This window comes from Paraburkholderia sp. FW306-2-2C-D06C (genome assembly GCF_058781505.1).
Map to the genome: position 1 here is coordinate 34,668 of NZ_JBYSWU010000053.1, position 25,400 is coordinate 60,067.

The window sequence follows — 25,400 nt, forward strand, 5'->3', positions numbered from 1 at the left end:
CGGATGCGAGATGCGCGGCGGCGGCCCGCTTCGAGGCTGAACGCGGCCGGCTCGGGGTTTCAGCGGCCAGGCCTCGCCGGCCGCGCCTACCGGGTTAGACCTACCCGGCGAAACCTACCCGGCCAGACCGAATTCCCTCATCGCGGGAACAAAGTCGTGGTTGCCTTCCGGTTTGCGCGACAATTTGGCGAGCACATAGCGTTTGAACGGGTCGAGTTCGGCCCATTCGGCGGTGCCCGGCGTGGGCAGACTGGCGAGTCCCGCCTGGTGCACGACGCCCTCCGGTACGCTATCCGTGCGGCGCCAGGCAGGTGTTTCGTCGGGCGTGAACCACTCCGGTTCGATGTTCGCGTGCGTGCGCAGCATTTCGAACAGCGCGTGATCGAAATTCGGCTCGATTTCCGCGTCTTCTTCGACCGGGAAACGCGCCAGCAGCTTGCGGTCCTCGAGCGGCAGCAACTGCCACTGTGCAAGCGAAATACGCAGCCCGAAGCGGTCGAGATTGAAGCGCACCGACATCGGAATGAAGGTGAAATTCTCCGAAGACTCGACTTCGAAGTTGAACAGAATCGGTGCCTCGTTGAGTCCCATGACAGTATTCCTCTTTGGCGACGGGCAACGCGCAAACCCGCCTTGGGGTATTTTAGAACCTTATTCGCGTGACAGCGGCGGGGACTGGGGCCGCTTTTCGGCGCCGGGCAAGGCCTGAAGCCGCTTACGCGCAGCCTCACAAAGGGGGCAGGCATTGAACGAACTGGAAACGGCTGGACAGCCGGGCGCCGTGGAGCGCCAGGTGCGCCGGCACCGCGGCACGGCGGTCGAAACCGTCACCGATCACGTCGGTCAGGAGTGGCCGGTCGCGCTCGTCTTCAACGGCATTTCGCATGCGGTGATGATGTGCACGCCGCGCGATCTGGAAGCGTTTGCGGTCGGTTTCGCGATTTCGGAAGGGATCGTGGAGCGCGGCAGCGACATCCAGGACATCGAGGTCGAACTGCATGACGACGGCGAATTGCCGCATGCCGAAGTGCAATTGCAAGTGGTGCAGCAGGCATTCGTCGCGCTGAAGGAAAAGCGCCGCGCGCTGGCGGGGCGCACCGGCTGCGGCGTATGCGGGATCGAAAGCATCGATCTGCTGGATCTGCAACCGGAACGCGTGCCGGACACCGGTTTTCTGCAACGGCTCGCGCCCGATGCGATCGCCCGGGCGGCGCGCGAGTTGCCCGACCACCAGGCGCTGACCCGTCTGACCGGCGGTTTGCATGCCGCCGCATGGTGCGATGCGGCAGGCGCAATCCGCTATGCGTTCGAAGATGTCGGCCGCCACAACGCGCTCGACAAACTGATCGGCCAACTGGTGCTCGATCGCGCCGATACCAAAGAGGGATTTGTGTTTCTGTCGAGCCGCGCCAGCTACGAGCTGGTGCGCAAGGCGGCGCGCGTCGACGTGCCGATGGTCGCCACGATTTCGGCGCCGTCTTCGCTGGCGATTGCGATTGCGCGCAAAGCGGGCGTGCGGCTCGTCAGCTTCTGCCGCGAAACCAGCTACGTCGACTACGACACGTTGCAGCCGACGCAGCCTTGAACGTCTGAGCGCCGGCGCTCAGTCGAACTGCCGGAAATCCGGCTTGCGCTTCTCGAAGAACGCCTTGAGCGCCTCGCGCGCTTCGGGCGCGAGCAGCATCTTGCCGAAGTGCACCGCTTCCTCGGTCATCTGCGTTTGCAGTTCCTGCTGGCTTGCGCGCTTCATCAGACTCTTGGTCACGCGCAGCGACGCGGCCGGCAGCGCCGCCAGCTTCGCCGCCTGTGCCGCCGCGAACGCGTCCACTTCCGCAGCGGGCAGCACGCGATTCACGAAGCCCATTCGGTGCGCCTCGCGCGCGTCGAACGCTTCGCCCAGCAGCAGCTTTTCGGCCGCTGCCTGATAACCGGCGACGCGCTGCAACAAGAGGCTCGACGCCGCCTCCGGACATAGCCCCAACTGCGCGAACGGCAGCGAGAAGCTCGCCGTCTCCGCCGCGTAGACCAGATCGCAATGCAGCAGCAGCGTCGTGCCGATGCCGACCGCCGGGCCCGCCACCGACGCCACCATCGGCTTTTCCGCCGAGCTGATCGCACGCAGGAATTGAAATACCGGCGAGTTTTCGCCGTCTGGCGGCTGCTTCATGAAGTCTTCGAGATCGTTGCCGGCGCTGAAAATACCGACACTGCCACGAATCAGGATCGCCCGAACCGACGCGTCGCCGTGCGCCTCGACCAGCGCATCGGCCATCGTCTGATACATCGCGGCCGTGATCGCGTTCTTCTTGTCCGGCCGGTTGAAGGCAATCGTCAGCACGCCGTCCGCGCGCTCGACCTGAATATCCATTGTCATCTCCTCGTACTTCTGCTGAATGGAAAAACGATTCGCAAGCCAGGCGGCCTGCGAACCGTTTCTGCGGTCCTCAGGGGATCAACGCCGGGATCAACACGGGAATCAACGCGGGGATCGGGGCGAACACGATTACAGACGTTCGATGATGCCCGCCGCGCCCATGCCGGTGCCGACGCACATCGTCACCATGCCGTACTTGTAGTTACGGCGGCGCAGGCCGTGCACCACCGTCGATGCACGAATCGCGCCGGTCGCGCCCAGCGGATGACCCAACGCGATCGCGCCGCCGAGCGGGTTGATCTTCGACGGATCCAGACCGAGGTCCTGGATCACCGCCAGCGACTGCGCGGCGAACGCTTCGTTCAGTTCGATCCAGTCGAGATCGTCCTGCTTGAGACCCGCAGCCTTCAGCGCGGCCGGAATCGCTTCCTTCGGACCGATGCCCATGATTTCCGGCGGCACGCCGCGCACGGCGAAGCTGACGAAACGCGCGAGCGGCGTCAGGTTGAATTCTTTAAGGATCTTTTCCGACACCACGATCAACGCGCCCGCGCCGTCCGAGGTTTGCGAACTGTTGCCCGCCGTCACCGAACCCTTGTTCGCGAACACCGTGCGCAGCTTCGCGAGGCCTTCCATCGACGTGTCCGCACGCGGACCTTCGTCGAGCGTGACTTCGCGGGTCTTCACCGTCACTTCGCCGGTGGCGAGATCGGGGAAGCGCTCGGCGATCGTGTACGCGGCGATTTCGTCGTTGAATTCGCCGGCTTGCTGCGCGGCGATCGCACGGCGATGCGATTCGACCGAGAACGCGTCTTGCGCTTCGCGGCTGATCTTCCAGCGCTCGGCGACCTTCTCGGCCGTCAGGCCCATGCCGTACGCGATGCCGAAGTCTTCACTGCGATCGAAGATGTGCGGCGACATCGACGGTTTGTTGCCCATCATCGGCACCATGCTCATCGATTCGCAGCCGCCAGCGATCATCGCGTCCGATTCGCCGACGCGAATGCGGTCAGCCGCCATTGCCAGCGCGGTCAGACCCGATGCGCAGAAGCGGTTCACCGTCACGCCGCCTACCGTGTTCGGCAGGCCGGCCAGCAGCGCGCCCATCCGCGCGACGTTCAGCCCTTGTTCGGCTTCAGGAATCGCGCAGCCGATGATCGCATCTTCGATCACCTTCGTGTCGAGGCCCGGCACCTGCGCCACGGCCGACCTGATCGCGTGGACCAGCAGTTCGTCCGGGCGCGTGTTCCTGAACATCCCGCGCGGCGCCTTGCCGATCGGCGTACGGCTCGCGGCGACGATGTATGCGTCTTGCAATTGCTTTGTCATTTAAAGCTCCTTTGTCGACCAGAGTTGGCGCTTTAGCGCCTACTCTGGTCCCATGCAATTCGATTGCGGTCGACCGGAGTTGGCGCTTTAGCGCCTTACTCTGGTCCCATGCAATCCGATTGCGGTCGACCGGAGTTGGCGCTTTAGCGCCTACTCTGGTCCCATGCAATGTTTGCGGTCGACCGGAGTTAGCCCTTCAGCGCCTTACTCCGGTCCCATGCAATCCGATTGCCGTCCGCGCGTCACTTAGTTGCGTACCGGCTTGCCGGTTTGCAGCATGCCCATGATCCGTTCCTGCGTCTTTTGCGTGCCGAGCAGATCGACGAACGCACGACGCTCGAGTTGCAGCAGCCATTCTTCGTCGACGAGGCTGCCCGCTTCGACGTCGCCGCCGCACACCGCTTCCGCGATGCGGCTCGCGATCAGGAAATCGTGCTCGCTGATGAAACGGCCGTCGCGCATGTTGACAAGCGATGCCTTGATGGTCGCAATCGCCGAGCGGCCCGCGACCGGAACTTGCGTCACGCGCAGCGGCGGACGGTAGCCCGCAGCGGACAGCGCGCGCGCTTCCTTCTTCGCGACGTCGAGCAGTTCGAACACGTTGAAGACGATGGTGTCGGACGGCTTCAGATAGCCCATTGCGCGCGCGTCGAGCGCGGAGGCCGAGACCTTCGCCAGCGCCGCATTTTCGAACGACTTCTGCACGAACTTCAGCAGGTCATTGGTTGCGTCGGCTGCGGTTGCCGCTTCCGCTGCGCGCAGTGCAGCTTCCTTTAAACCGCCGCCCGCGGGCACGAGACCGACGCCCACTTCGACCAGACCGATATAGCTTTCGATGTGCGCGACGCGCTTCGCGCTATGCAGCGCGAGTTCGCAGCCGCCGCCGAGCGCGATGCCCGACACGGCCGAGATGACCGGCACGCTCGCGTATTTCACGCGCAGCATGCCTTGCTGGAATTTCTTCACGAACGGCTCGATGCCCTTCGCGCCGCCCATCATGAAGGCGGGCATCGCCTCTTCGAGGTTCGCGCCGGCGGAGAACGGGCCGCCCGGCGTACCGAGTTTCAGCGACGTCGGCTGCCATACGACCAGACCCTTGTAGTCCTTTTCGGCGAGTTCGATGGCTTGCGTCAGGCCGTCGATCACCGACGGTCCGATCGTGTTCATCTTGCTCTTGAACGACACGATCAGCACATCGTTCTCGCCCGCGCGATCGTCGACCCATGCGCGGACTGCGTCGGTTTCGAACAGCGTCTTGCCGTAAGTCTTGGGGTCCGCCGCCGTTTCGCCGACCAGCGGTGCGCGGAACACCTGCTTGTCATACACGGAGAGAGAGGAGCGCGGCACGAAGGTCTTCGAAGCCGGCGACCACGACCCTTCGTTCGTATGCACGCCGCCCTTCTCTGCGACCGGGCCTTCCAGCACCCACGACGGCAGCGGCGCATTCGACAGCGCCTTGCCTGCCGCGATGTCTTCCTGCACCCACGCCGCGACCTGCTTCCAGCCGGCCGTCTGCCAGCCTTCGAACGGACCTTCGTTCCAGCCGAAGCCCCAGCGAATCGCCAGGTCCACATCACGCGCGTTGTCCGCAATCGACTCCAGATGCACGCCGATGTAGTGGAACACGTCGCGGAAGATCGACCACAGGAACTGCGCCTGAGGGTGTTCCGATTCGCGCAGCAGCTTCAGATGCTCTGCCGGCGGACGCTTCAGAATGCGCCCGACCAGTTCGTCCGCTTTCGCGCCGCCGTCGACGTACTCGCCCGTCTTCGGGTCGAGCACCTTGATCGCCTTGCCTTCCTTCCTGTAGAAGCCGCCGCCGGTCTTCTGACCGAGCGCGCCCTTCTTCACCAGTTCGGCCAGCACGGCCGGCGTTTCGTAGACCGGGAAGAACGGATCGTCCTTCAGGTTGTCCTGCATCGTCTTGATGACGTGCGCCATCGTGTCGAGACCGACCACGTCCGCGGTGCGGAAGGTTGCCGATTTCGCGCGGCCGAGGCGGCTGCCCGTCAGGTCGTCGACTTCGTCGAAACGCAGGCCGAACTTCGCGGCTTCGGTAATGACGGCGAGGATCGAAAAAATACCGACGCGGTTCGCGATGAAGTTCGGCGTGTCTTTTGCACGCACGACGCCCTTGCCGACCACGCTCGTCAGGAACGATTCGAGCTGATCGACGATTTCCGGACGCGTCGTGGCGGTCGGAATCAGTTCGACCAGGTGCATGTAGCGCGGCGGATTGAAGAAGTGCACGCCGCAGAAGCGCGCCTTCAGTTCATCCGCGAAACCTTGCGACAGTTCGGTGATCGACAGACCCGAGGTGTTGGTCGCGAAGATCGCGTTCGGCGCGATATGCGGCGACACTTTCTTGTACAGGTCGTGCTTCCAGTCCATCCGTTCGGCGATCGCTTCGATCACGAGGTCGCACTCGGCGAGCTTCTCGATGTCGTCGTCGTAATTCGCGGGCTGAATATATTGCGCGTCGTCCTTCACGCCGAACGGCGCCGGCGACAGCTTCTTCAGGTTTTCGATCGCCTTCAGCGCGATCGCGTTCTTCGGGCCTTCCCTGGCCGGCAGATCAAAAAGAAGCACGGGCACCTTGGCGTTGATCAGGTGCGCCGCGATCTGCGCGCCCATCACGCCGGCGCCGAGCACGGCTACCTTGCGAATGATCAGATTGCTCACGTCGTTCCTCCGGGGAGTTGTGCGGTGTCGCGAATGTGTCTCGTATGTTTCGCGATGTATGGCTTGGCGAAGCGCCACGCGTTTCTGGATCGCGTGGCGCTTGCCGTGATGTGGCTTAGAACAGCGCTTCGTCGACTTCCATCAGCGACCTGGAACCCGCGCGAGCCTGACGGATTGTCATCGCCGTTTCCGGCAGCAGCTTCGCGAAGTAGAAGCGCGCGGTGGCGAGCTTTGCCTTGTAGAACGCGTCGCCCGATGCTTCCTTGTCCAGCGCGATGCGAGCCATGCGCGCCCAGAAGTACGAGAACACCAGGTGGCCGACGGTACGCAGATACGGCACGGCGGCGGCGCCGACTTCGTCCGGGTTCTGCATCGCCTTCATGCCGATTTCCATCGTCAGCTTCTGCACCTTTTCACCGATGTCGGCGAGCGGGTTGATGAACTCCTGCATCTCCGGCTTCACGCCTTCGGCTTCGACGAACTCGGCGACCAGCTTGCCGAACTTCTTCATCTTCGCGCCCATGTCGCCGAGCACCTTGCGGCCCAGCAGGTCGAGCGACTGAACGGCGTTAGTGCCTTCGTAGATCATGTTGATGCGGGCGTCGCGCACGTATTGCTCCATGCCCCACTCGGTGATGAAGCCGTGGCCGCCGTAGATCTGCATCGCGTGATTGGTGCCTTCGAACGCGTTGTCCGACAGGAACGCCTTCAGGATCGGCGTGAGCAGCGCGACCAGATCCGCCGCTTCCTTGCGCACGGATTCGTCGCCGTGCGACAGTTCCTTGTCGATGTGCAGCGCGGACCAGTACGAGAACGCGCGTGCGCCTTCGGCATAGGCCTTCTGCGTGAGCAGCATGCGGCGCACGTCCGGGTGCACGATGATCGGATCGGCGGCTTTTTCCGGCGCCTTCGGACCGGTCAGCGAACGCATCTGCAGACGCTCTTTCGCGTACGTCAGCGAGTTCTGGTACGCGACTTCGGTCAGGCCCAGGCTCTGCATGCCGACGCCCAGGCGCGCGGCGTTCATCATCACGAACATCGCGTTCAAGCCCTTGTTCGGCTCGCCCACCATCCAGCCCTTCGCGTTGTCGAGGTTGATCACGGCGGTCGCGTTGCCGTGAATGCCCATCTTGTGTTCGATGGAACCGCATTTCACGCCGTTGCGCTCGCCAGGCCCGCCTGCTTCGTTCGGGATGAACTTCGGCACGATGAAGAGCGAAATGCCCTTGGTGCCCTTCGGCGCATCCGGCAGACGCGCGAGCACCAGGTGAACGATGTTCTCCGCGAGATCGTGTTCGCCGCTGGAAATGAAAATCTTCGTGCCGCTAATCGCGTACGAACCGTCGCTGTTCGGTTCGGCCTTGGTGCGCAGAATGCCGAGGTCGGTGCCGCAATGCGGTTCGGTCAGACACATCGTGCCGGTCCAAACGCCTGCGACCAGCTTCGGCAGATAAAGCTGCTGCAGTTCCGGCGTGCCGTGCGCGTGCAGACATTCGTAGGCGCCGTGCGACAGGCCCGGATACATCGTCCACGCCTGATTCGCCGAGTTCAGCATTTCGTACAGCGCGTTGTTGACGAACGCGGGCAAGCCCTGGCCGCCGTATTCCGGATCGCAGCCCAACGCGGGCCAGCCGGCCTCGACGTACTGTTGATAAGCTTCCTTGAAGCCCTTCGGCGTGGTCACGACGCCGTCGCCGACGTACGTGCAGCCTTCCTGATCACCGCTCTGATTCAGCGGGAACAGGACTTCGGAGCAGAACTTGCCGGCCTCTTCGAGCACCTGGTCGATCGTGTCGGCATCGAGATCCGCGTGCTTCGGCATCTGCTTGATTTCGGCTTCGACGTTAAGCAGCTCGTGCAACACGAATTGCATGTCGCGCAGCGGCGCGGCGTACTGTCCCATGACTCTCTCCAAAGTTTGACAAGAAGCCAGGCCGTTAGCTCAGTCCGCGGATCGGACCTTCAGCGCCGCTGAATCTGCTCAGGTTCGGCGGTCCTGCTAACGGCTTTCGCTCTGATACGAAACAATCAATTTTTCCAGCGCGGCCCACGTGAGACGCACTGCATCCGGCAAGTGCAGGAAGCGCGCGTCGTGATGCAGGCCGAGCGTGAAGCTGTACAGTTCGAACAGCATCAGCTGCGGATCGGTATCGGCACGCAGATGCCCTTCTTCCATTGCCTGCGAAATCGCGCGAGTGAGCGCCGCACGCCAGATCGTCACGCTCGACACCAGTTGCTCGCGCACCGGGTTGTCCGCGCGGTCGTCATACTCGACCGCGCCGCTGATGTAGATGCACCCAGTGGTGACTTCCTGAATGCGCTTCTCGATCCAGCGGGAGATCATTGCGCGCAGACGCGGCAAGCCGCGCGGTTCACGCAAACTCGGAAAAAACACCTCGTCTTCAAAACGACGGTGATATTCGCGCACCACTTCGACCTGCAAATCCTCGCGCGACCCGAAATGCGCAAACACACCGCTTTTGCTCATCTGCATGCGCTCGGCCAGCAGCCCAATCGTCAGACCTTCCAGTCCGTCTCGGCTTGCCAGATCGAGTGCTGCTTCGAGAATCGCGGCTCGCGTTTGTTCGCCTTTTCGCATAGCTTTTTTACCGTTCTAATGTGACCGAAAGAAAATCGAACGGCCGTACTATTATTGAGTGCAGCCGTCCGCGAAACAAGGACTTTATTAGAAACCGGTTTCTAACCTGGTTTCAATTCTGCGGCATCCGTCAATCAGACGAAGGAGATTTTTTAGAGGCGTTTGCCTTCCCGTTTGCCTTCTCGTTTGTCTTCTTTCTATCCTTCGATTGACGCCGCGCCCTTGCACTTATGTGAGAGAAGAGAATGCGCTAGTCATAACCGCCCACCGTCAGCAGCTTCATCACGGCCCGGTAGGTCGTATACGCGAGCCAGTTCAGGAGCCGTTCTCCGGCCGGGCGGGTCTCATAGCGCGCCTCATCGATCCGGCGCGAGTCCTGGAACGCCACGAGGATCGCTTCGCGCAGCGCGCCGATCTGCGGGTCGTTCACCAGCACCACGTTGGCTTCGTTGTTGAGCACCAGGCTGAGCGCGTCGAGGTTCGACGAGCCGACGGTGGCCCAATTCGAATCCACCACCGCGACCTTGCCGTGCAGCATGGTTTTCTCGTACTCGGCGATCTTCACGCCTGCTTTGAGCAGCGCACGATACAGGAACGGTACCGCGTAATCGAGCGCGGCAAACTCCTTGCGCCCGATGATCAGCTTCACATCGACGCCGCGCCGCGCCGCGAACACCAACGCGCGGCGCAGCTTGCGGCCCGGCATGAAGTAGGGATTGGCCAGCAGCACTTCGCTGCGTGCCTGGCCGATCGCAGTCAGGTAGGCTTTTTCGATGGCGCGCCGGTTGATCAGGTTGTCGCGCGCGACGAATGCCACGCACGGCTGACCGCCCGCCCACAGCGCCTCGTTGCGGTTGCGGCGCCGCCGGCGCAGCGTGCCGAGCGACGCGTACGACGTCGGCCCGAGATCAGGCGCCATGGATTCCAGCGGCCGATGGCCAAGGCGAATCCGCCGCCATTGCAGCTCGAATGCCTGGCGGATATCGGCGACCACCGGCCCGTGCAACTCGACCGCGAAGTCCCAGCGCCGGTAAGGCAGCTTCTCACCGTTGTTCTCGTAATCGTCGACGATGTTGATGCCGCCGCAATACGCGAACTGATCGTCCACCACCGCCAGTTTGCGGTGCGTGCGCGAGAAGCCGAAGCGGCCGAACAGATGCGGGTTGTAGATGCGATGCTCGATGCCGGCCGCCGGCCATTCGTTGAACATCGGCAAGCGCTCGGTGCCGATGCCGTCGGTAATCACACGCACCGTCACACCGCGGGCCGCAGCACGCAGCAACGCCGCGCTGACGGCGTGGCCGGCGCTGTCGTCGCAGAAGATATAGGTTTCGAGAAAGACGTCGGTCCGCGCCGCGTCGATACGCGCGGTCAGCGCGGCGAAGAACTCGTCGCCGGAACGCAGCAGCTTGACGTCGTTGCCGCTGGTGAAACGGTAGCGCTGCCAGTAGCGGCGGCCAAGCAAGGATTGCCGGAGTCGCGCGAAACGGCGCGCGCCGCCGACGCTCACCGGGCACGCTCCTTCAAGCGCCCATCGCGCTCTTTCGGGCGCTCGTTCAGCCTCTTCGGCAACTGCAGGATCGCATCGGCATTCGACGACGAAAAACAGCGCGACGCCGCCTCTTCATACGGCAGCCACAGGAACGCGATGTGCTCGCGCGGCGCGAGCGTCACCTCGAGCTGCTCGGGCACTTGCAGACTGAACCAATGCTCGGTGTTATGGATCACGCCCTCGGCATAGCGGTGGCGGAACTCGGGGTAGATCTCGTATTCGATCTGATATTGCCAATCGAAGAGCGCGCTATGCGGCACCCGCGCGCTGCCGAGCACGATGCCGGTTTCTTCGGCGACTTCGCGCGCGGCGGTTTCGGCGAGCGGCTCGTCGAGATGGTCTTTGGAACCCGTCACCGACTGCCAGAAGCCTTCGTGGTCGGCGCGCTCGATCAGCAGTACTTCGAGCGCGGGCGTATGGATGATGACGAGTACGGATTGCGGGATCTTCGGCGGTTTCGGCATGGCGTGAAAACTGGGCGCAACGCTTGTGCGGTACATGTCGGCGAGTGGTCCGATGAGCGGTCGAAAGCAGTTGCTTCGACTGTAACGCAAAAAACGAAAAAGGCGCATCACGCGCCTTTTTCGTTTCGCTTTTTCGCCGACACGCTGCCGTTTTCAGACAGCTTTGGCTTGCCCGACCGTCAAATACGTTACGCCTTCGGTTCCGGCGTACGCAGACGGATGTGCAACTCGCGCAGCTGGCGCTCGTCCACTTCGCTCGGCGCTTGCGTGAGCAGACACTGCGCACGTTGCGTCTTCGGGAACGCGATCACGTCGCGGATCGAATCGGCGCCGGCCATCATCGTGACGATGCGGTCCAGACCGAATGCGATACCGCCGTGCGGCGGCGCGCCGTATTGCAGCGCATCGAGCAGGAAGCCGAATTTGGCTTGCGCTTCTTCCGCGCCGATCTTCAGCGCGCGGAACACCTGGCTCTGCACTTCTTCACGGTGAATACGCACCGAACCGCCGCCGATTTCCCAGCCGTTCAGCACCATGTCGTAGGCCTTCGCGAGGCAGCGCGCCGGATCCGTTTCCAGATACTCGAGGTGCTCGTCCTTCGGGCTCGTGAACGGGTGATGCGCGGCGACGTAGCGGTTGTCTTCCTCGTCGTATTCGAACATCGGGAAGTCGACCACCCACAGCGGCTTCCAGCCGGACTCGACCAGACCGTTGGCCTTGCCGAACTCCGAATGGCCGATCTTCAGACGCAGCGCGCCCAGGCTGTCGTTCACCACCTTCGCGCGATCCGCCGCGAAGAAAATGATGTCGCCGTCTTGCGCGCCGGTGCGCTCGATGATCGCCTTGACCGCTTCGTCGTGCAGGTTCTTGACGATCGGGCTTTGCAGACCGTCACGGCCCTTCGCGACTTCGTTGACCTTGATCCACGCCAGACCCTTCGCGCCGTAGATGCGGACGAATTCCGTGTAGCTGTCGATGTCGCCACGCGAGAGCTCGCCGCCCTTCGGCACGCGGATCGCCGCGACGCGGCCGTCCTTCGTGTTGGCCGGCGTGCTGAACACCTTGAAGTCGACGTCCTTGACCGCATCCGTCAGGTCCGTGAATTCGAGCTTCACGCGCAGGTCCGGCTTGTCCGAACCGAAGCGGCGCATCGCTTCCGAATACAGCATGACCGGGAATTTCTCGTCCAGCGTGACGCCGATCGTCTCCTTGAACACGTGACGGATCATCGCTTCGAACAGATCGCGGATTTCCTGTTCCGACAGGAACGAGGTTTCGCAGTCGATCTGCGTGAATTCCGGCTGACGGTCGGCGCGCAGGTCTTCGTCGCGGAAGCACTTGACGATCTGGTAGTAGCGATCGAAGTTCGCCACCATCAGCAGCTGCTTGAACAGCTGCGGCGATTGCGGCAGCGCGAAGAACTGGCCCGCGTTGGTGCGCGACGGCACGAGGTAGTCGCGCGCGCCTTCCGGCGTGCTCTTGGTGAGCATCGGCGTTTCGATGTCGATGAAGCCTTGCGCGTCCAGATACTTGCGCACTTCGATCGCGACGCGGTAACGCAGACGCAGGTTGTGCTGCATCTGCGGACGGCGCAGGTCGAGCACACGGTGCGTGAGACGCGTGGTTTCCGACAGGTTGTCGTCGTCGAGCTGGAACGGCGGCGTGATCGAAGCGTTCAGCACGATCAGCTCGTGGCACAGCACTTCGATTTTGCCGCTCTTCAGCGCGGCGTTCGTGGTGCCTTCCGGACGGCTGCGCACCACGCCCTTGATCTGCAGGCAGAACTCGTTGCGCACGCCTTCGGCGGCCTTGAACATTTCCGCGCGATCCGGATCGCAGACGACCTGAACGAGGCCTTCGCGGTCGCGCAGGTCGATGAAGATGACGCCGCCATGGTCGCGGCGGCGGCTTACCCAGCCGCACAGCGAGACGGTTTGGCCCAGCAGTTCTTCGGTCACCAGACCGCAGTATTCAGATCTCATCGACATGATGTTTGTCTTTCGTTTTGCATTGGTTGAACGGCGCGCGGCAGTCGAACACTGCGTGAAACTTTGCGCGCCGGCATTACAGCGGAGGCTCGACTGTCGTGCGGCGCACCAGCGCCGGCGGCGCGGACGGCGCCACGACGCCCATCGAGACGATGTACTTGAGCGCAGCGTCGACCGTCATGTCGAGCTCGATCACTTCGCTTTTGGGCACCATCAGGAAGAAGCCGGAGGTCGGATTCGGCGTAGTCGGCACATACACGCTGACGTAATCTTCTTTCAGGTGATTGACCACGTCACCGCCCGGAATGCCGGTCAGAAACGCGATCGTATAGGAGCCGCGGCGCGGGTATTCGATCAGCAGCGCCTTGCGAAACGCATTGCCGCTGCTCGACAACAACGTGTCGGACACCTGCTTGACGCTGGTATATAGCGGTCCGACCACCGGAATGTGCGCGACCACGACCTCCCACCACTTCACGAGCTTCTGGCCGATGAAGTTCTGCGTCAACAGCCCGACGACAAAGATGAACGCGAGCGTCAGCACCGCGCCGAGACCCGGCAGGCGGAAGCCGAAGATGCGCTCTGGCTGCCATGCGCTCGGCAGCAGCAACAGCGTCTGGTCCATCGTGCCGATGATCAGGCCGAGCACCCACAGTGTGATAGCCAGAGGCACCAGCACGAGCAGGCCAGTCAGGAACACCGATTTGAGCGTCGTTTTTTTCGTCGTCATGTGTACCGCCAGAAAGCCGCGCGAGCGAGAGCCCGCTGCGCGGATGTGTGCGCCGCCCTGAGGGCGGCAGTCCTGCTAGGCGCTGCCCGAACCGCTCGAGGCTGCCGAAGCGGCCGGTGCGGCAGCAGGCGCGGCCGGCGTTGCGGCTGCTGCCGGGCTGCTGGCCGAACCCGTGTCGGATTTCGCGGCGCCGTCATTCGCCGACGCGCCGTTCTCGCCCGCGCCCGCATTCGAACCGCCATTCGCGTCGGGCTTCGCCGGCGCGCTAGCGCCGCCATTGCCTCCGCGGAAATCGGTGACGTACCAGCCCGAGCCCTTCAGCTGGAAGCCGGCGGCAGTCACCTGCTTGCGAAAGGTGTCTTTCCCGCACTCGGGACACTGCGTCAACTGGGGGTCGCTCATCTTCTGAAGCACATCCTTCCCGAAGCCGCACGATTCGCAACGATAAGCGTAGATCGGCATGATCCTTTCCCTACTGAAATCTTGTAAACGCTTGCAAAGCCTTGAATTATAGCCGCAAACGGCAGCCCGCCCCCGGATTTCCGGGGCAAGCGCCCGACGCAGCCGCCGTCGCTGCAAATGGGGGCGGCCACCGCCGAATCAAGTCCGCCGGGCACGCGCCGGCGCTGCCCTCAACCGCGGCGGCGCCACGTCAGCCAGCGCTCGCGTCCGGCAAACACGGCGATCGAATCGTTCACGGCTTCGTCTTCGATCAAATCGAAGTACGGTGTGAGCAGCGCGTCGAGCTCGGCGCGCTCGATCCCGAACGGCGGTCCTTTGGGCGTCTCGCCGATGAAGAAAACCCCCGCTAACAGCGCGCCGCCAGGCAACAGTTCCGCCATCCGCTGCGCGTAGTCTGCGCGGCGGGCCACCGGCAGTGCGCAGAGGAACGCGCGCTCATAAATCCATGCCGGCGCGAACGGCGGCTGGCACGTAAAAAAGTCCGCCTGTTCGACCAGATCCGCATGCCGCGCGCCCAATTGCTCACGCGCTGCCGCAACGGCGGCCGGCGAAAAATCGATCGCACGGACCGGATTGCCGCGCTCGATCAGCCAGAGCGCCTCGTAAGCACTGCCGCAGCCCGGAATCAACACGGCCGCGCCGCCATGCCGCTCGGCGAACGACCGAAACGCCGCCGGCACCCCGGCCTGGTCCCACGGCGTGAACCGGCGCTCGAAACGCTCGGTCCAGAATTCCGGCGAGTTCGGGTCGCCGACGGCGAAATCAGGTGCGGAGGGTTGCTTCGGGTCGCTCATCAGGTGCCTCGTATGGATCGGGATTAACCGCCGTAAGCAAACGCCAGAAACGCCCGCGCCAGCACCGCGCCGACCCCGACTGCCACGCCGAACAGCAGCAGCCCTTGCAGCAGCCGGTTGGTACGCTTTTGTTCGAGCAGAATCTGCTGAATCATGTCGTCGTTCGCGCCGCGAGTGTGGTCGTGACGCTCGGCCAGCACGTGATGAATCAGGCGCGGCAGCTGCGGCAGTGTCTTGCTCCACTGCGGCGCCTCGATCTTCAGCCGCTCGTACCAGCCGCGCACACCGATCTGCTCGTTCATCCAGCGTTCGAGATACGGCTTGGCGGTCTTCCACAGATCCAGTTCCGGGTCGAGCGAGCGGCCGAGTCCCTCCACGTTCAGCATGGTTTTCTGCAACAGCACCAGCTGCGGCTGGATCTCGACGTTGAAGCGTCGCGACGTCGAGAACAGACGCATCAGCACCTGCCCGAGCGAAATATCCTTCAGCGCGCGGTCGAAATACGGCTCGCAGACCGCGCGAATCGCGCTTTCCAGTTCTTCGACCCGCGTGGTCGGCGGCACCCAGCCGGACTCGAGGTGCAGCGTGGCGACGCGATGGTAGTCGCGCTTGAAGAACGCGAGAAAGTTCTGTGCGAGGTAGTTCTTATCGAAGTCCGACAGCGCGCCGATGATGCCGAAATCGAGCGCGATATAGCGGCCGAAATGGGCCGGATCGAGGCTCACCTGAATGTTGCCCGGGTGCATGTCGGCATGAAAAAAGCCGTCGCGGAACACCTGGGTGAAGAAGATCTCGACGCCTTCGCGCGCCAGCTTCGGAATATCGACGCCCGCCGCGCGCAGCGCATCCACCTGGCTGATCGGCACGCCGACCATCCGCTCCATCACCAGCACCGTGGGCGTGCAGAACTCCCAGTACATTTCCGGCACCAGCAGCAGACCGAGCCCGGCGAAGTTGCGCCGCAACTGGCTGCCGTTGGCCGCCTCGCGCATCAGGTCGAGTTCGTCGTGCAGGTATTTGTCGAACTCGGCGACCACCTCGCGCGGCTTCAGGCGCTTGCCGTCGGCCCACAGGCGCTCGGCCCACACGGCGATGTCGCGCAGAAGCGCGAGATCGGAATCGATCACCGGCAGCATGTTCGGCCGTAGCACCTTGACAGCGACGGCCTTGCCCGCATGCTGGCCGGCCTTCACCTTCGCGAAGTGCACCTGCGCGATCGACGCGCTCGCCACCGGCACGCGCTCGAAGTCGTCGAACAGCACGTCGACGGGCGCGCCGAGCGACTTCTCGACCAATCCTATCGCCACCGCCGAGTCGAACGGCGGCACCTGATCCTGGAGCTTGGCAAGCTCGTTGGCGATATCGACCGGCAACAGATCGCGCCGGGTGGACAGCACCTGGCCGAACTTGACGAAGATCGGCCCGAGGCTTTCGAGCGCGAGCCGCAGCCGCACGCCCGGCGGTTCGTCGAACTTGCGGCCGATAGTGGTGATACGCAGCAGCAAACGCACGCGCCGGTCGTTGATGCGGCCAAGCATCATCTCATCGAGACCGAAGCGAATGACGGTGAAAAAAATCTTGAGGAAACGCAGAAAACGCATAGTGGAGCCCGGTGACTAGCGCGTGCCGCGCAACGTGGCGGCGCCGCCCGACGCACCGGCGCCGCGGGCTTCGACCTTCAGTTCAAGGCGCTCAAGGCGCTTTTCGACGCGTGCCAAAGCATCGCGGGCACGCGCCAGTTCGACGTTGAAATCGTCGAGCGCAGCGCGCCGCACCAATTGCGGATTCTCGTCGAGCAGATATTCAGCGGCCATATCGAGCAGGTTGCGGCCGGTGCGCCGCGCATGTGCGCCGACCGAGCGCACGACCGACGCCACCCGCCATGCCGGACCATCCCCGATCAGCCTGGCCAGATCCTCTTCCGGCTCCCAGCGCAGATGCTCGGCGAGCTTCGCGATCACGGTGGCGAATTCGGCGTCGCCTTCGATCTTCACGTGCTTCATCACGGCGGCCTGGCCGCCTTGCACGAAGGCCGGCAGCGCATCCGACGGCACCGCGATGGTCACGTCGAACTGCTGCGCCTCGGTTTCGCCGATCGCGCTCAGGTAGCCATCGGGTTGCACCAGCAGCATCAGCACGACCGGCGGACACGACAGTCTGGCGGTTTTGCCCGAGTACGGGGCGAGGCGCTCACGAGCCCACGATTCGCGGGCGAGCAGGTGATTGACGGCAGCAGCGAAGGGCTTGGCGGCGAGGGTCATTGAAAGTGGCAAGAAAAAACCCGCGCGGACGAGGTGCCCACGCGGGTTCCTATTGTAACGTCCGTTCGCTTCGCGGCTTGCTATGCCGAACGGCCAATGCTTTGTGCGAAGTCAGGACGAGCGGTGCTGTCCTAGTGCTGCGCCACCTGCTGAATGCCGGCCAGCAGCCAGCCTTCGCCGGCGCGGTTCGACTTCGACAGATTCCAGACTTCGACGAACGGCTCGGCCGCCGCGCCCGCAGATTCGCGGATCAAGCCGGAAAAGCGCACGCTGGCGAAGTATTCGTTCGCGCGTTCTTCGACGCCGAGCAGCTCGGCGTTCAGCTGCACCACGTCCGTCTGGTTCGACTCCGCGCCGCGCGACGACAGATCGACCTTCACCTCGGCGAACATCTCCGGCGTGGTGAATTCGCGGATGTCGTCCATGTTGCCGACATCCCACGCGGCTTGCAGGCGCACGAAGTACACCTTGGCGTTACGCAGGAACGCTTCCGAATCGAAGCCGGCCGGCACGGCGGGCATGGCGTTGACGGACGGCGTGGTCAGCGGGCTGCCTTGCGGTTCGAGATACGAGCCGGTGGGCGGCGCGCTGAAGCGCGGTTCCTGCGAGTAGCCGGTGCCGCTCGCGTTCAGCGACGGCGCGCCGCCCGCGTACGCTGGTTGCGCCGAATCGCGCTTGCGGCCCATGAAACGGCGGATCAGCCAGATACCGATCATCGCGATCACGGCGATCACGATGATGTTGGCCATGGCGCTGGCAAACGCGCCGCCAAGACCGAAGTGCGACAGAAGCGCGGCGATGCCGAGACCGGCAGCGAGACCGGCGATCGGCCCGAGCCAGCGCGAGCGGTTAGGCTGCGCGGCCGGCGTGGGCGCAGGAGCCGGCGCCGGTTGGGCGCGCTGCTGCGTGGCCTGATTGCTTTGGGAAGGTTGAGTCGGGGTCGACTGAGATTGCTGCTGAGCCGTAGTCGACTGACGGCCGATGCTGCGGCCGCCGCCCATGCGGCGGGCTTCCGCATCGAGCGAGGCGAGAGAGCCGGCCATGATCAGGCCGACCATCGCGATCAGTCCGATTCTTCTCACCAACGACCTCGAAACCTTACGGGGAGATAACACACCTGAATCGGACATATTCGTACTTTCCTTTAAAAATCGATGGGTTAGGGACCCTAGTATTTGGTCCCCACATGTAAAGCTACCACGCCAGCTGACAAATTGTAATATTTGACGCCATCGAGACCCGCTTGTTCCATCATTGTTTTTAAAGTTTCCTGGTCCGGATGCATCCGGATCGATTCCGCGAGGTAACGATAACTCTCGGCATCCTTCGCAAAACGGTCGCCGAGCCACGGCAAGACCTTGAACGAATAGACGTCGTAGACCTTCTTGAGCGGATCCCACACCTTCGAGAATTCCAGCACCAGCAGACGGCCTGCCGGCTTCAGCACCCGGCGCATTTCAGCGAGCGCCACGTCCTTGTGCGTCATGTTGCGCAAGCCGAATGCCACGGTGACTACATCGAAGTAATTGTCCGGAAAGGGGATTTTTTCGGCGTCGCACAGCAACGCCGGGGTGATGATGCCCTTGTCCAGCAGGCGGTCGCGACCCACGCGCAGCATCGATTCGTTGATGTCGGTGTGCCAGACTTCCCCGGTTTCCCCGGCCTGCTTCGCGAACGCCTTGGACAGATCGCCCGTGCCGCCTGCGATATCGAGCACCTTGAAGCCTGGCCGCACGTTGGCCTGGGCGATCGTGAACATCTTCCACGCCCGGTGCAACCCGCCCGACATCAGGTCGTTCATCAAGTCGTAGTTAGCGGCAACCGAGTGGAACACGCCCGCCACCTTCTGCGCTTTTTCCTGTTCGTCGACTGATTGAAAGCCGAAGTGAGTTTTGCTCATCGCGCTCGTCCTTTCGCGTATTCTGAAATGTTGCGCCGCATCAGTGCGGCGATCAGGGCGAATCGTATCAGTGACAATGCCCGTGCGCAGCGCCGGATGGAATCATGGGCGCATCGCGGTCGACGCCGGCCGCTTCCAGTTTGGCGAGATAGGCGCGCCAGAGTTCACCCTGACGGACTGCCATGTCGTACAGCAGGTCCCAGGAATAAATGCCGGTGGCGTGGCCGTCGGAGAACGTCGGCTGCAACGCATAGTTGCCGACGCCTTCGATCATCGTGATCGTCACGTCGCGCTTGCCGGTCTGCAAGGTGTCCTGGCCGGGTCCGTGCCCCTGCACTTCCGCCGACGGCGAATACACGCGCAGCAGTTCGAACGGCAAGCGATACGTTTCGCCGTTCGCGTACTGCAATTCGAGCACGCGCGATCTGGAATGCACGACCACACCGGTCGGCACCGGGGTATCGGGGGTCAATCCGCTCATGATGGCCTCATAAGAAAACGCCGGGCCGCCCCAAGTTTTCTTACCCCCTCGGGGGGGGCCTGGCGCGAAGCGACAGGTTGGGGGCATTCATCTTAACGCCGGGCCGCCCCAAGTTTTCTTATCCCCTCGGGGGGCCTGACGCGAAGCGACAGGTTTGGGGGCATTCATCTTAACGCCGGGCCGCCCCAAGTTTTCTTACCCCCTCGGGGGGCCTGGCGCGAAGCGACAGGTTAGGGGCGCTCAGCCAAGAGCTTGTTCGATTTCCTGGCGAACTGCGTCGCGCAGCAAGGTAGCCTGCGCGCGGCGCGACGACAGCATCGCTTCGGACACCGTGCGTTGGCGCGGCGCCCAGATCGGCAACGGGAAATGCGCGTCGTTCGAAAAACGCGGAATCACATGCCAATGCACGTGCGGCACCTGGTTGCCGAGGCTCGCCAGATTCACTTTGACCGGCTGCATGATGCGCCGCATCGCGCGCTCGACCGCATACACGGCCTGCATCACGCGATCGCGGTCGCTTCCGGCAAGGTCGGAAAACTCGGCCACATGCTTGCTCCAGATCACCCGGCAGAAGCCCGGGTAATCGTGTTCGTCGGCAAGGACGACACGCAAGGTGTCGTCCTGCCACAGCACGTCGCCGCCGTCTTCGCGGCAAAAAACACAGTCCATCGTCGTCCTCAGGCAGAAATCGTCAGTGGTGCCATTAAACCAGCACGCGCTCGATTCCGCCATTGTTCGCCCGCTGGACGTAATCCGCCATCCAGTTCTCGCCGAGCACGAGACGCGCCATCTCGACGACGATGTAGTCCGCTTCGGTGCCCGCGTCTTCGTTGTAGCGCGACAGGCCTTGCAGGCAGGACGGGCAGCTCGTCAGGATCTTCACGTCGGCGGCGCCGTTCGGCGTACCCACGGCGACGGCCGCACCGGCCGAACCGTTGCCCGGATTGACCGCGTCCGCCCCCGCGCCGACGAGCGGAGCGCTGCCCAGCGGAGCGCCGCCCGGCGGAATACCGCGCAGCTTCGCCGCGCCCTTGCGGATCTCCTCTTCCTTGCGGAAGCGGACCTGCGTCGAAATGTCAGGACGGGTCACCGCGAGTGTGCCGGATTCGCCACAGCAGCGATCATTCTTCTCGATCTTGTAGCCGTCTTTTTCCGAGCCCATCAGTTCATTGACGAGCTTGACCGGGTCCATCGTCTTGATCGGCGTGTGGCACGGGTCGTGGTACATGTAGCGCACACCGCTCACGCCTTCGAGCTTGATGCCTTTCTCCAGCAGAAACTCGTGGATGTCGATGATCCGGCAGCCCGGGAAGATCTTCTCGAATTCGTAGCCGGCGAGCTGGTCGTAACACGTGCCGCACGACACCACCACCGTCTTAATGTCGAGGTAGTTCAGCGTGTTCGCGACACGGTGGAACAGCACGCGGTTATCCGTGACGATCTGCTCGGCCTTGTCGAACTGGCCCGAGCCGCGCTGCGGATAGCCGCAGCACAGATAACCCGGCGGCAGCACGGTTTGCACGCCCGCTTCCCACAGCATCGCTTGCGTGGCCAGACCCACTTGCGAGAACAGCCGCTCGGAGCCGCAGCCCGGGAAGTAGAACACCGCTTCCGTGTCGGCGGTGGTCGTCTTCGGATTGCGGATGATCGGGACGATCTTGTTGTCCTCGATGTCGAGCAACGCGCGCGCGGTTTTCTTCGGCAGATTGCCCGGCATTTTCTTGTTCATGAAGTGGATCACCTGCTGCGTGACCGCCGGCTTGCCGACGGTAGCCGGCGGATGCGCCGTCTGCTTCTTCGCGAACTTTTTCAGCACGTCGTTGCCGAGGCGCTGCGCCTTGTAGCCGATGCCCATCATCGCGGTGCGCGCGAGGTTGATGGTCTGCGGATTGGTGGCGTTGAGGAAGAACATGCCGGCCGCGTTGCCCGGGTTGAACTTCTTCTTGCCCATCTTGCGCAGCAGGTTGCGCATGTTCATCGTCACGTCGCCGAAGTCGATCTTCACCGGGCACGGCGTCACGCACTTGTGACAGACGGTGCAGTGATCGGCGACGTCGTTGAACTCGTCCCAGTGCTTGATCGACACGCCGCGGCGGGTCTGCTCTTCATACAGGAACGCCTCGACCAGCAAGGAGGTGGCGAGAATCTTGTTGCGCGGGCTGTACAGCAGGTTGGCGCGCGGCACGTGGGTCGCGCAGACCGGCTTGCACTTGCCGCAACGCAAACAGTCCTTGATCGAATCGGCGATCGCGCCGATATCGGACTGCTGCATGATCAGCGATTCGTAACCCATCAGGCCGAAGCTCGGCGTGTAGGCGTTGCGCAGATCGGCGCCTTCGAGCAGCTTGCCCGCATTGAAGCGGCCATGCGGATCGACGCGTTGCTTATAAGCGCGGAATTCGCCGATCTCGTCTTCGGTGAGGAATTCGAGTTTCGTAATACCGATGCCGTGCTCGCCGGAAATCACGCCGTCGAGCGAACGCGCCAGCTTCATGATGCGCGCCACCGCCGTATGGGCGTCCTGCAGCATCTCGTAGTTGTCCGAGTTCACCGGCAGGTTCGTGTGGACGTTGCCGTCGCCCGCGTGCATGTGCAGCGCGACGAACACGCGGCCGCGCAGCACATGCTTGTGGATCGCCTGGGCTTCTTCGAGGATCGGCTTGAACTCGCCGCCGTTGAAGATCTGCTGCAGTTCGGCGCGGATTTCCTGCTTCCAGGACACGCGGATCGTACGGTCCTGCGTGACGTGGAACACGCTGGCATCCGGCTGCGCGTCCACGCGATCAGCGAACTTCTCCGCCAGCGCTTCGTAGCCGAGGCCGACCAGATAATGCTGCGCCTCGCGCAAGGACAGATCGAGCTTGTCGCGCAGGAATTCCCAGCGCGTGCGCACGTTCTTCAGCAGATCCAGCGCCTGCTGCACGCGATCTTCGAGCAGTTCGGCGCTCGGAATTTCATTGGCGTCGTCGCTCTTGCCGAGCGGCAGCTTGCCGCCCTTGAAGAACGCTTCGAGCGCGTCGACCAGTTGCAGCTTGTTCTTGATCGACAGTTCGATGTTGATGCGCTCGATGCCGTCGGTGTACTCGCCCATCCGGTCGAGCGGAATCACCACGTCTTCGTTGATCTTGAACGCGTTGGTATGCTTGGCGATCGCAGCGGTGCGGCTGCGGTCGAGCCAGAAACGCTTGCGCGCCTCGGCGTTGACCGCGACGAAGCCTTCGCCGCTCTTGCCGTTGGCCATCCGCACGACTTCCGAAGTGGCCTGCGCGACCGCATCGGCATCGTCGCCGACAATGTCGCCGATCAGCACCATCTTCGGAAACGCATTGCGCTTGCTCTTGGTCGCGTAGCCGACCGCGCGCAGATAGCGCTCGTCGAGGTGTTCGAGACCGGCGAGAATCGCGCCGCCCTGCTTCGACGTTTCGAACAGGTAGTCCTTGATCTCGACGATGCTCGGAATCGCCTCGCGCGCCTGGCCGAAGAATTCGAGGCAGACCGTGCGCGTGTGCGCCGGCATCTTGTGCAACACCCAGCGCGCGGACGTGATCAGGCCGTCGCAGCCTTCCTTCTGCACGCCCGGCAGGCCGGCGAGGAATTTGTCGGTGACGTCCTTGCCGAGGCCTTCCTTACGGAACACGCGGCCCTTGATGTCGAGCGACTCGGTGCGCAGCAGCTTCTCGCCCGGCGCGTAGTTGCCGTCGAACCATTTCAGCTCGAAACGCGCGACTTCGATGTCGTGAATCTTGCCGAGGTTGTGATCCAGACGGGTGACTTCGAGCCAGTTCCCTTCCGGGTCGACCATGCGCCACCAGGCGAGGTTGTCGAGCGCCGTGCCCCACAGCACGGCCTTCTTGCCGCCCGCGTTCATCGCGACGTTGCCGCCGACGCAGGACGCGTCGAGCGACGTCGGATCGACCGCGAACACATAGCCGGCCTGCTCGGCCGCTTCGGTCACGCGGCGCGTGACGACGCCCGCGCCGGAGAAAATCGTCGGCACTTTACGGTCGAGGCCCGGCAGCACGGTCAATTCGACCGCGCCGAGCTGTTCGAGCTTTTCCGTGTTGATGACGGCCGAGAACGGCGTGAGCGGAACAGCGCCGCCCGTGTAGCCGGTGCCGCCGCCGCGCGGAATCACCGTCAGACCGAGCTCGAAACACGCCTTGATCATGCCGGCGATCTCTTCTTCGGTATCCGGCGTCAGCACGACGAACGGGTACTCGACGCGCCAGTCGGTCGCGTCGGTCACATGCGACACGCGGGACAAGCCGTCGAACTTGATGTTGTCTTTTTCCGTGACGCGGCCCAGCACCTTGTTCGCGCGGCGGCGCAGATCGGCCGTCTTCTGGAATTCGCTCTCGAAATCGTCGACGGCGCGGCGCGCGGCCACGACCAGGGTTTCGACGCGGGCAGCCCGGTCGACGCCCGCTTCGTCGCCGTGTTCGACCAGATCGGCGCGGCGGCGCTTCTCGATCTCGGACAGACGGTGATGCAGCGCCTCGATCAGGAGCGCGCGGCGCTTCGGGTTGTCGAGCAGGTCGTCTTGCAGGTAAGGATTGCGGCGCACCACCCAGATGTCGCCGAGCACTTCATACAGCATCCGCGCCGAGCGGCCGGTGCGGCGTTCCGCGCGCAGTTCGGCCAGAACCGCCCAAGCTTCGTCGCCGAGCAGACGGATAACGATTTCGCGGTCGGAAAACGACGTGTAGTTATAGGGGATTTCGCGCAGACGCGCTTCAGGATCGGTGACCACCGCAGTGGCGGCCCCGTGCGGATCGAAAACTTGAGGTGCGTTCATGTTCGGACGACTCGGTGGGTCAACCAGGCGTGCTCATCGATGAGGCGCTGGCCGACAGTGCGCGTGGCGCGCAATGCTGGAAATTTTCTAGTGGAGCGAAGCGCAACCGACGGTCTACCCACATCGGTCGCTTCGCGGCGCTCAGAGACAGCTACACGATCGGGCGTGCCGGAGGTGACGCTCCGCCGCGGGGCGAGACTCACGCGGGGCGGGCATCAAATGGGCGATCCGAGGCTGCCAGTGCATCTTCCGATCCTTATTCCAAAATGAAATTCTACCGCATGATCCACCTGCGCGCCGACGCCTGAAATCCGGGCTGCGACGGGCTTTGCGCGGATTCGTCGCGGATCGTCCGGTCGCAGCCATGCAGGAAACTTACCGACCGAACGGTCGGGCGGGCCTTCCGGGACGGCCCGGGGGAGATACGCTGAAGGCCAGAGCGCGCACCGTTGGCGCTATCATTAGCCTTTTCCCGTCTCACAAAGCGCACCGCGCCACCCGCATGGCTTCCCACGACTACCTGAAGAAAACCCTGACCGCACGCGTCTACGACGTGGCGCGCGAGACCGAACTCGAACGTGCGCCGAACCTGTCGGCACGCCTGCGCAATCCCGTCTATCTGAAGCGCGAGGACAACCAGCCGGTGTTCTCGTTCAAGCTGCGCGGCGCGTACAACAAGATGGCGCATATTCCGGCCGAGGCGCTGGAACGCGGCGTGATTACCGCGTCGGCGGGCAATCATGCGCAGGGCGTGGCGCTGTCGGCGGCGCGCATGGGCGTGAAGGCGATCATCGTCGTGCCGGTCACCACGCCGCAGGTGAAGGTCGATGCGGTGCGCGCGCATGGCGGGCCGACCGTCGAGGTGGTGCAGTTCGGCGAGTCGTACAGCGATGCTTACGGGCATGCGGTGAAGCTGCAGGAAGCGCGCGGCCTGACTTTCGTGCATCCGTTCGACGATCCGTACGTGATCGCCGGCCAGGGCACCGTCG

The 25,400-nt window shown here is 63.4% G+C and carries 21 protein-coding genes; 2 read left to right on the top strand and 19 right to left on the bottom strand.

Translation table 11 applies throughout. The annotated features are described in order from the left end of the window. Positions 1-114 precede the first annotated feature (114 nt). The gene (locus AC3WLT_RS29870) at positions 115-591 is read right to left on the bottom strand and encodes a nitrate reductase associated protein (RefSeq protein ID WP_492595249.1); all 477 of its coding nucleotides are present in this window, start codon (positions 589-591) and stop codon (positions 115-117) included. 154 nt (positions 592-745) lie between these two features. Here AC3WLT_RS29870 and fdhD point away from each other — a divergent pair, with 154 nt between their 5' ends. Further along, positions 746-1,585: a formate dehydrogenase accessory sulfurtransferase FdhD gene (gene fdhD, locus AC3WLT_RS29875; RefSeq protein ID WP_492595250.1), complete on the top strand. Its 840-nt coding sequence runs from the start codon at positions 746-748 to the stop codon at positions 1,583-1,585. An 18-nt stretch (positions 1,586-1,603) separates the two neighbouring features. On the opposite strand, the gene AC3WLT_RS29880 is transcribed toward fdhD, so the two are convergent. The 18 genes from AC3WLT_RS29880 to AC3WLT_RS29965 form a co-directional block, all read right to left on the bottom strand. Beyond that, positions 1,604-2,368 (bottom strand): enoyl-CoA hydratase, encoded by a 765-nt coding sequence (locus AC3WLT_RS29880; RefSeq protein ID WP_492595251.1) that lies wholly within the window; start codon positions 2,366-2,368, stop codon positions 1,604-1,606. 135 nt (positions 2,369-2,503) lie between these two features. Further along, positions 2,504-3,703: an acetyl-CoA C-acyltransferase gene (locus tag AC3WLT_RS29885; protein WP_492595252.1), complete on the bottom strand. Its 1,200-nt coding sequence runs from the start codon at positions 3,701-3,703 to the stop codon at positions 2,504-2,506. Between the two features lie 246 nt (positions 3,704-3,949). Next, positions 3,950-6,385 (bottom strand): 3-hydroxyacyl-CoA dehydrogenase/enoyl-CoA hydratase family protein, encoded by a 2,436-nt coding sequence (locus AC3WLT_RS29890; RefSeq protein WP_492595253.1) that lies wholly within the window; start codon positions 6,383-6,385, stop codon positions 3,950-3,952. A gap of 115 nt (positions 6,386-6,500) precedes the next feature. Then, positions 6,501-8,288, bottom strand: a complete 1,788-nt coding sequence (locus tag AC3WLT_RS29895; RefSeq protein ID WP_492595254.1) for an acyl-CoA dehydrogenase C-terminal domain-containing protein — start codon at positions 8,286-8,288, stop codon at positions 6,501-6,503. Positions 8,289-8,384: 96 nt separating this feature from the next. Beyond that, the gene (locus tag AC3WLT_RS29900; protein WP_091796739.1) at positions 8,385-8,984 is read right to left on the bottom strand and encodes a TetR/AcrR family transcriptional regulator; all 600 of its coding nucleotides are present in this window, start codon (positions 8,982-8,984) and stop codon (positions 8,385-8,387) included. Positions 8,985-9,234: 250 nt separating this feature from the next. After that, positions 9,235-10,494 (bottom strand): cardiolipin synthase ClsB, encoded by a 1,260-nt coding sequence (clsB, locus tag AC3WLT_RS29905; protein ID WP_492595255.1) that lies wholly within the window; start codon positions 10,492-10,494, stop codon positions 9,235-9,237. Beyond that, a complete protein-coding gene (gene nudB, locus AC3WLT_RS29910) occupies positions 10,491-11,000 on the bottom strand; it encodes a dihydroneopterin triphosphate diphosphatase (RefSeq protein ID WP_492595269.1) in 510 nt (169 codons plus the stop codon). The genes clsB and nudB overlap by 4 nt, the downstream gene beginning before the upstream one ends. 188 nt (positions 11,001-11,188) lie before the next feature. Further along, entirely contained in the window at positions 11,189-12,988 is a 1,800-nt protein-coding gene (gene aspS / locus AC3WLT_RS29915) for an aspartate--tRNA ligase (RefSeq protein ID WP_492595256.1), read from the bottom strand. Between the two features lie 76 nt (positions 12,989-13,064). Next, positions 13,065-13,718 (bottom strand): DUF502 domain-containing protein, encoded by a 654-nt coding sequence (locus AC3WLT_RS29920; RefSeq protein WP_492595257.1) that lies wholly within the window; start codon positions 13,716-13,718, stop codon positions 13,065-13,067. A 75-nt stretch (positions 13,719-13,793) separates the two neighbouring features. Then, positions 13,794-14,180 carry an FmdB family zinc ribbon protein gene (locus AC3WLT_RS29925; protein ID WP_492595258.1) on the bottom strand — a complete coding sequence of 129 codons (387 nt, stop codon included), beginning with the start codon at positions 14,178-14,180 and terminating at the stop codon, positions 13,794-13,796. 170 nt (positions 14,181-14,350) lie between these two features. Beyond that, entirely contained in the window at positions 14,351-14,974 is a 624-nt protein-coding gene (locus AC3WLT_RS29930) for a methyltransferase domain-containing protein (RefSeq protein ID WP_492595259.1), read from the bottom strand. Positions 14,975-14,997: 23 nt separating this feature from the next. Continuing rightward, positions 14,998-16,575 carry a ubiquinone biosynthesis regulatory protein kinase UbiB gene (ubiB, locus tag AC3WLT_RS29935; protein WP_492595260.1) on the bottom strand — a complete coding sequence of 526 codons (1,578 nt, stop codon included), beginning with the start codon at positions 16,573-16,575 and terminating at the stop codon, positions 14,998-15,000. A gap of 15 nt (positions 16,576-16,590) precedes the next feature. Then, positions 16,591-17,235 carry a ubiquinone biosynthesis accessory factor UbiJ gene (locus AC3WLT_RS29940; protein ID WP_492595261.1) on the bottom strand — a complete coding sequence of 215 codons (645 nt, stop codon included), beginning with the start codon at positions 17,233-17,235 and terminating at the stop codon, positions 16,591-16,593. Positions 17,236-17,366: 131 nt separating this feature from the next. Continuing rightward, positions 17,367-18,365: a Tim44 domain-containing protein gene (locus AC3WLT_RS29945; RefSeq protein ID WP_492595262.1), complete on the bottom strand. Its 999-nt coding sequence runs from the start codon at positions 18,363-18,365 to the stop codon at positions 17,367-17,369. A 38-nt stretch (positions 18,366-18,403) separates the two neighbouring features. Next, positions 18,404-19,135, bottom strand: coding sequence for a bifunctional demethylmenaquinone methyltransferase/2-methoxy-6-polyprenyl-1,4-benzoquinol methylase UbiE (gene ubiE / locus AC3WLT_RS29950; protein WP_492595263.1), 732 nt, complete (start codon positions 19,133-19,135; stop codon positions 18,404-18,406). Between the two features lie 67 nt (positions 19,136-19,202). Beyond that, positions 19,203-19,616, bottom strand: coding sequence for a gamma-butyrobetaine hydroxylase family protein (locus tag AC3WLT_RS29955; RefSeq protein ID WP_492595264.1), 414 nt, complete (start codon positions 19,614-19,616; stop codon positions 19,203-19,205). A 240-nt stretch (positions 19,617-19,856) separates the two neighbouring features. Then, positions 19,857-20,285 carry an HIT family protein gene (locus AC3WLT_RS29960; protein WP_492595265.1) on the bottom strand — a complete coding sequence of 143 codons (429 nt, stop codon included), beginning with the start codon at positions 20,283-20,285 and terminating at the stop codon, positions 19,857-19,859. Between the two features lie 34 nt (positions 20,286-20,319). Beyond that, positions 20,320-24,411, bottom strand: coding sequence for a DUF3683 domain-containing protein (locus AC3WLT_RS29965; RefSeq protein ID WP_492595266.1), 4,092 nt, complete (start codon positions 24,409-24,411; stop codon positions 20,320-20,322). 502 nt (positions 24,412-24,913) lie between these two features. On the opposite strand from AC3WLT_RS29965, the gene AC3WLT_RS29970 reads away from it, so the two are divergent. Further along, the coding region (locus tag AC3WLT_RS29970) for a pyridoxal-phosphate dependent enzyme (RefSeq protein ID WP_492595267.1) at positions 24,914-25,400 on the top strand (487 nt) is incomplete at its 3' end.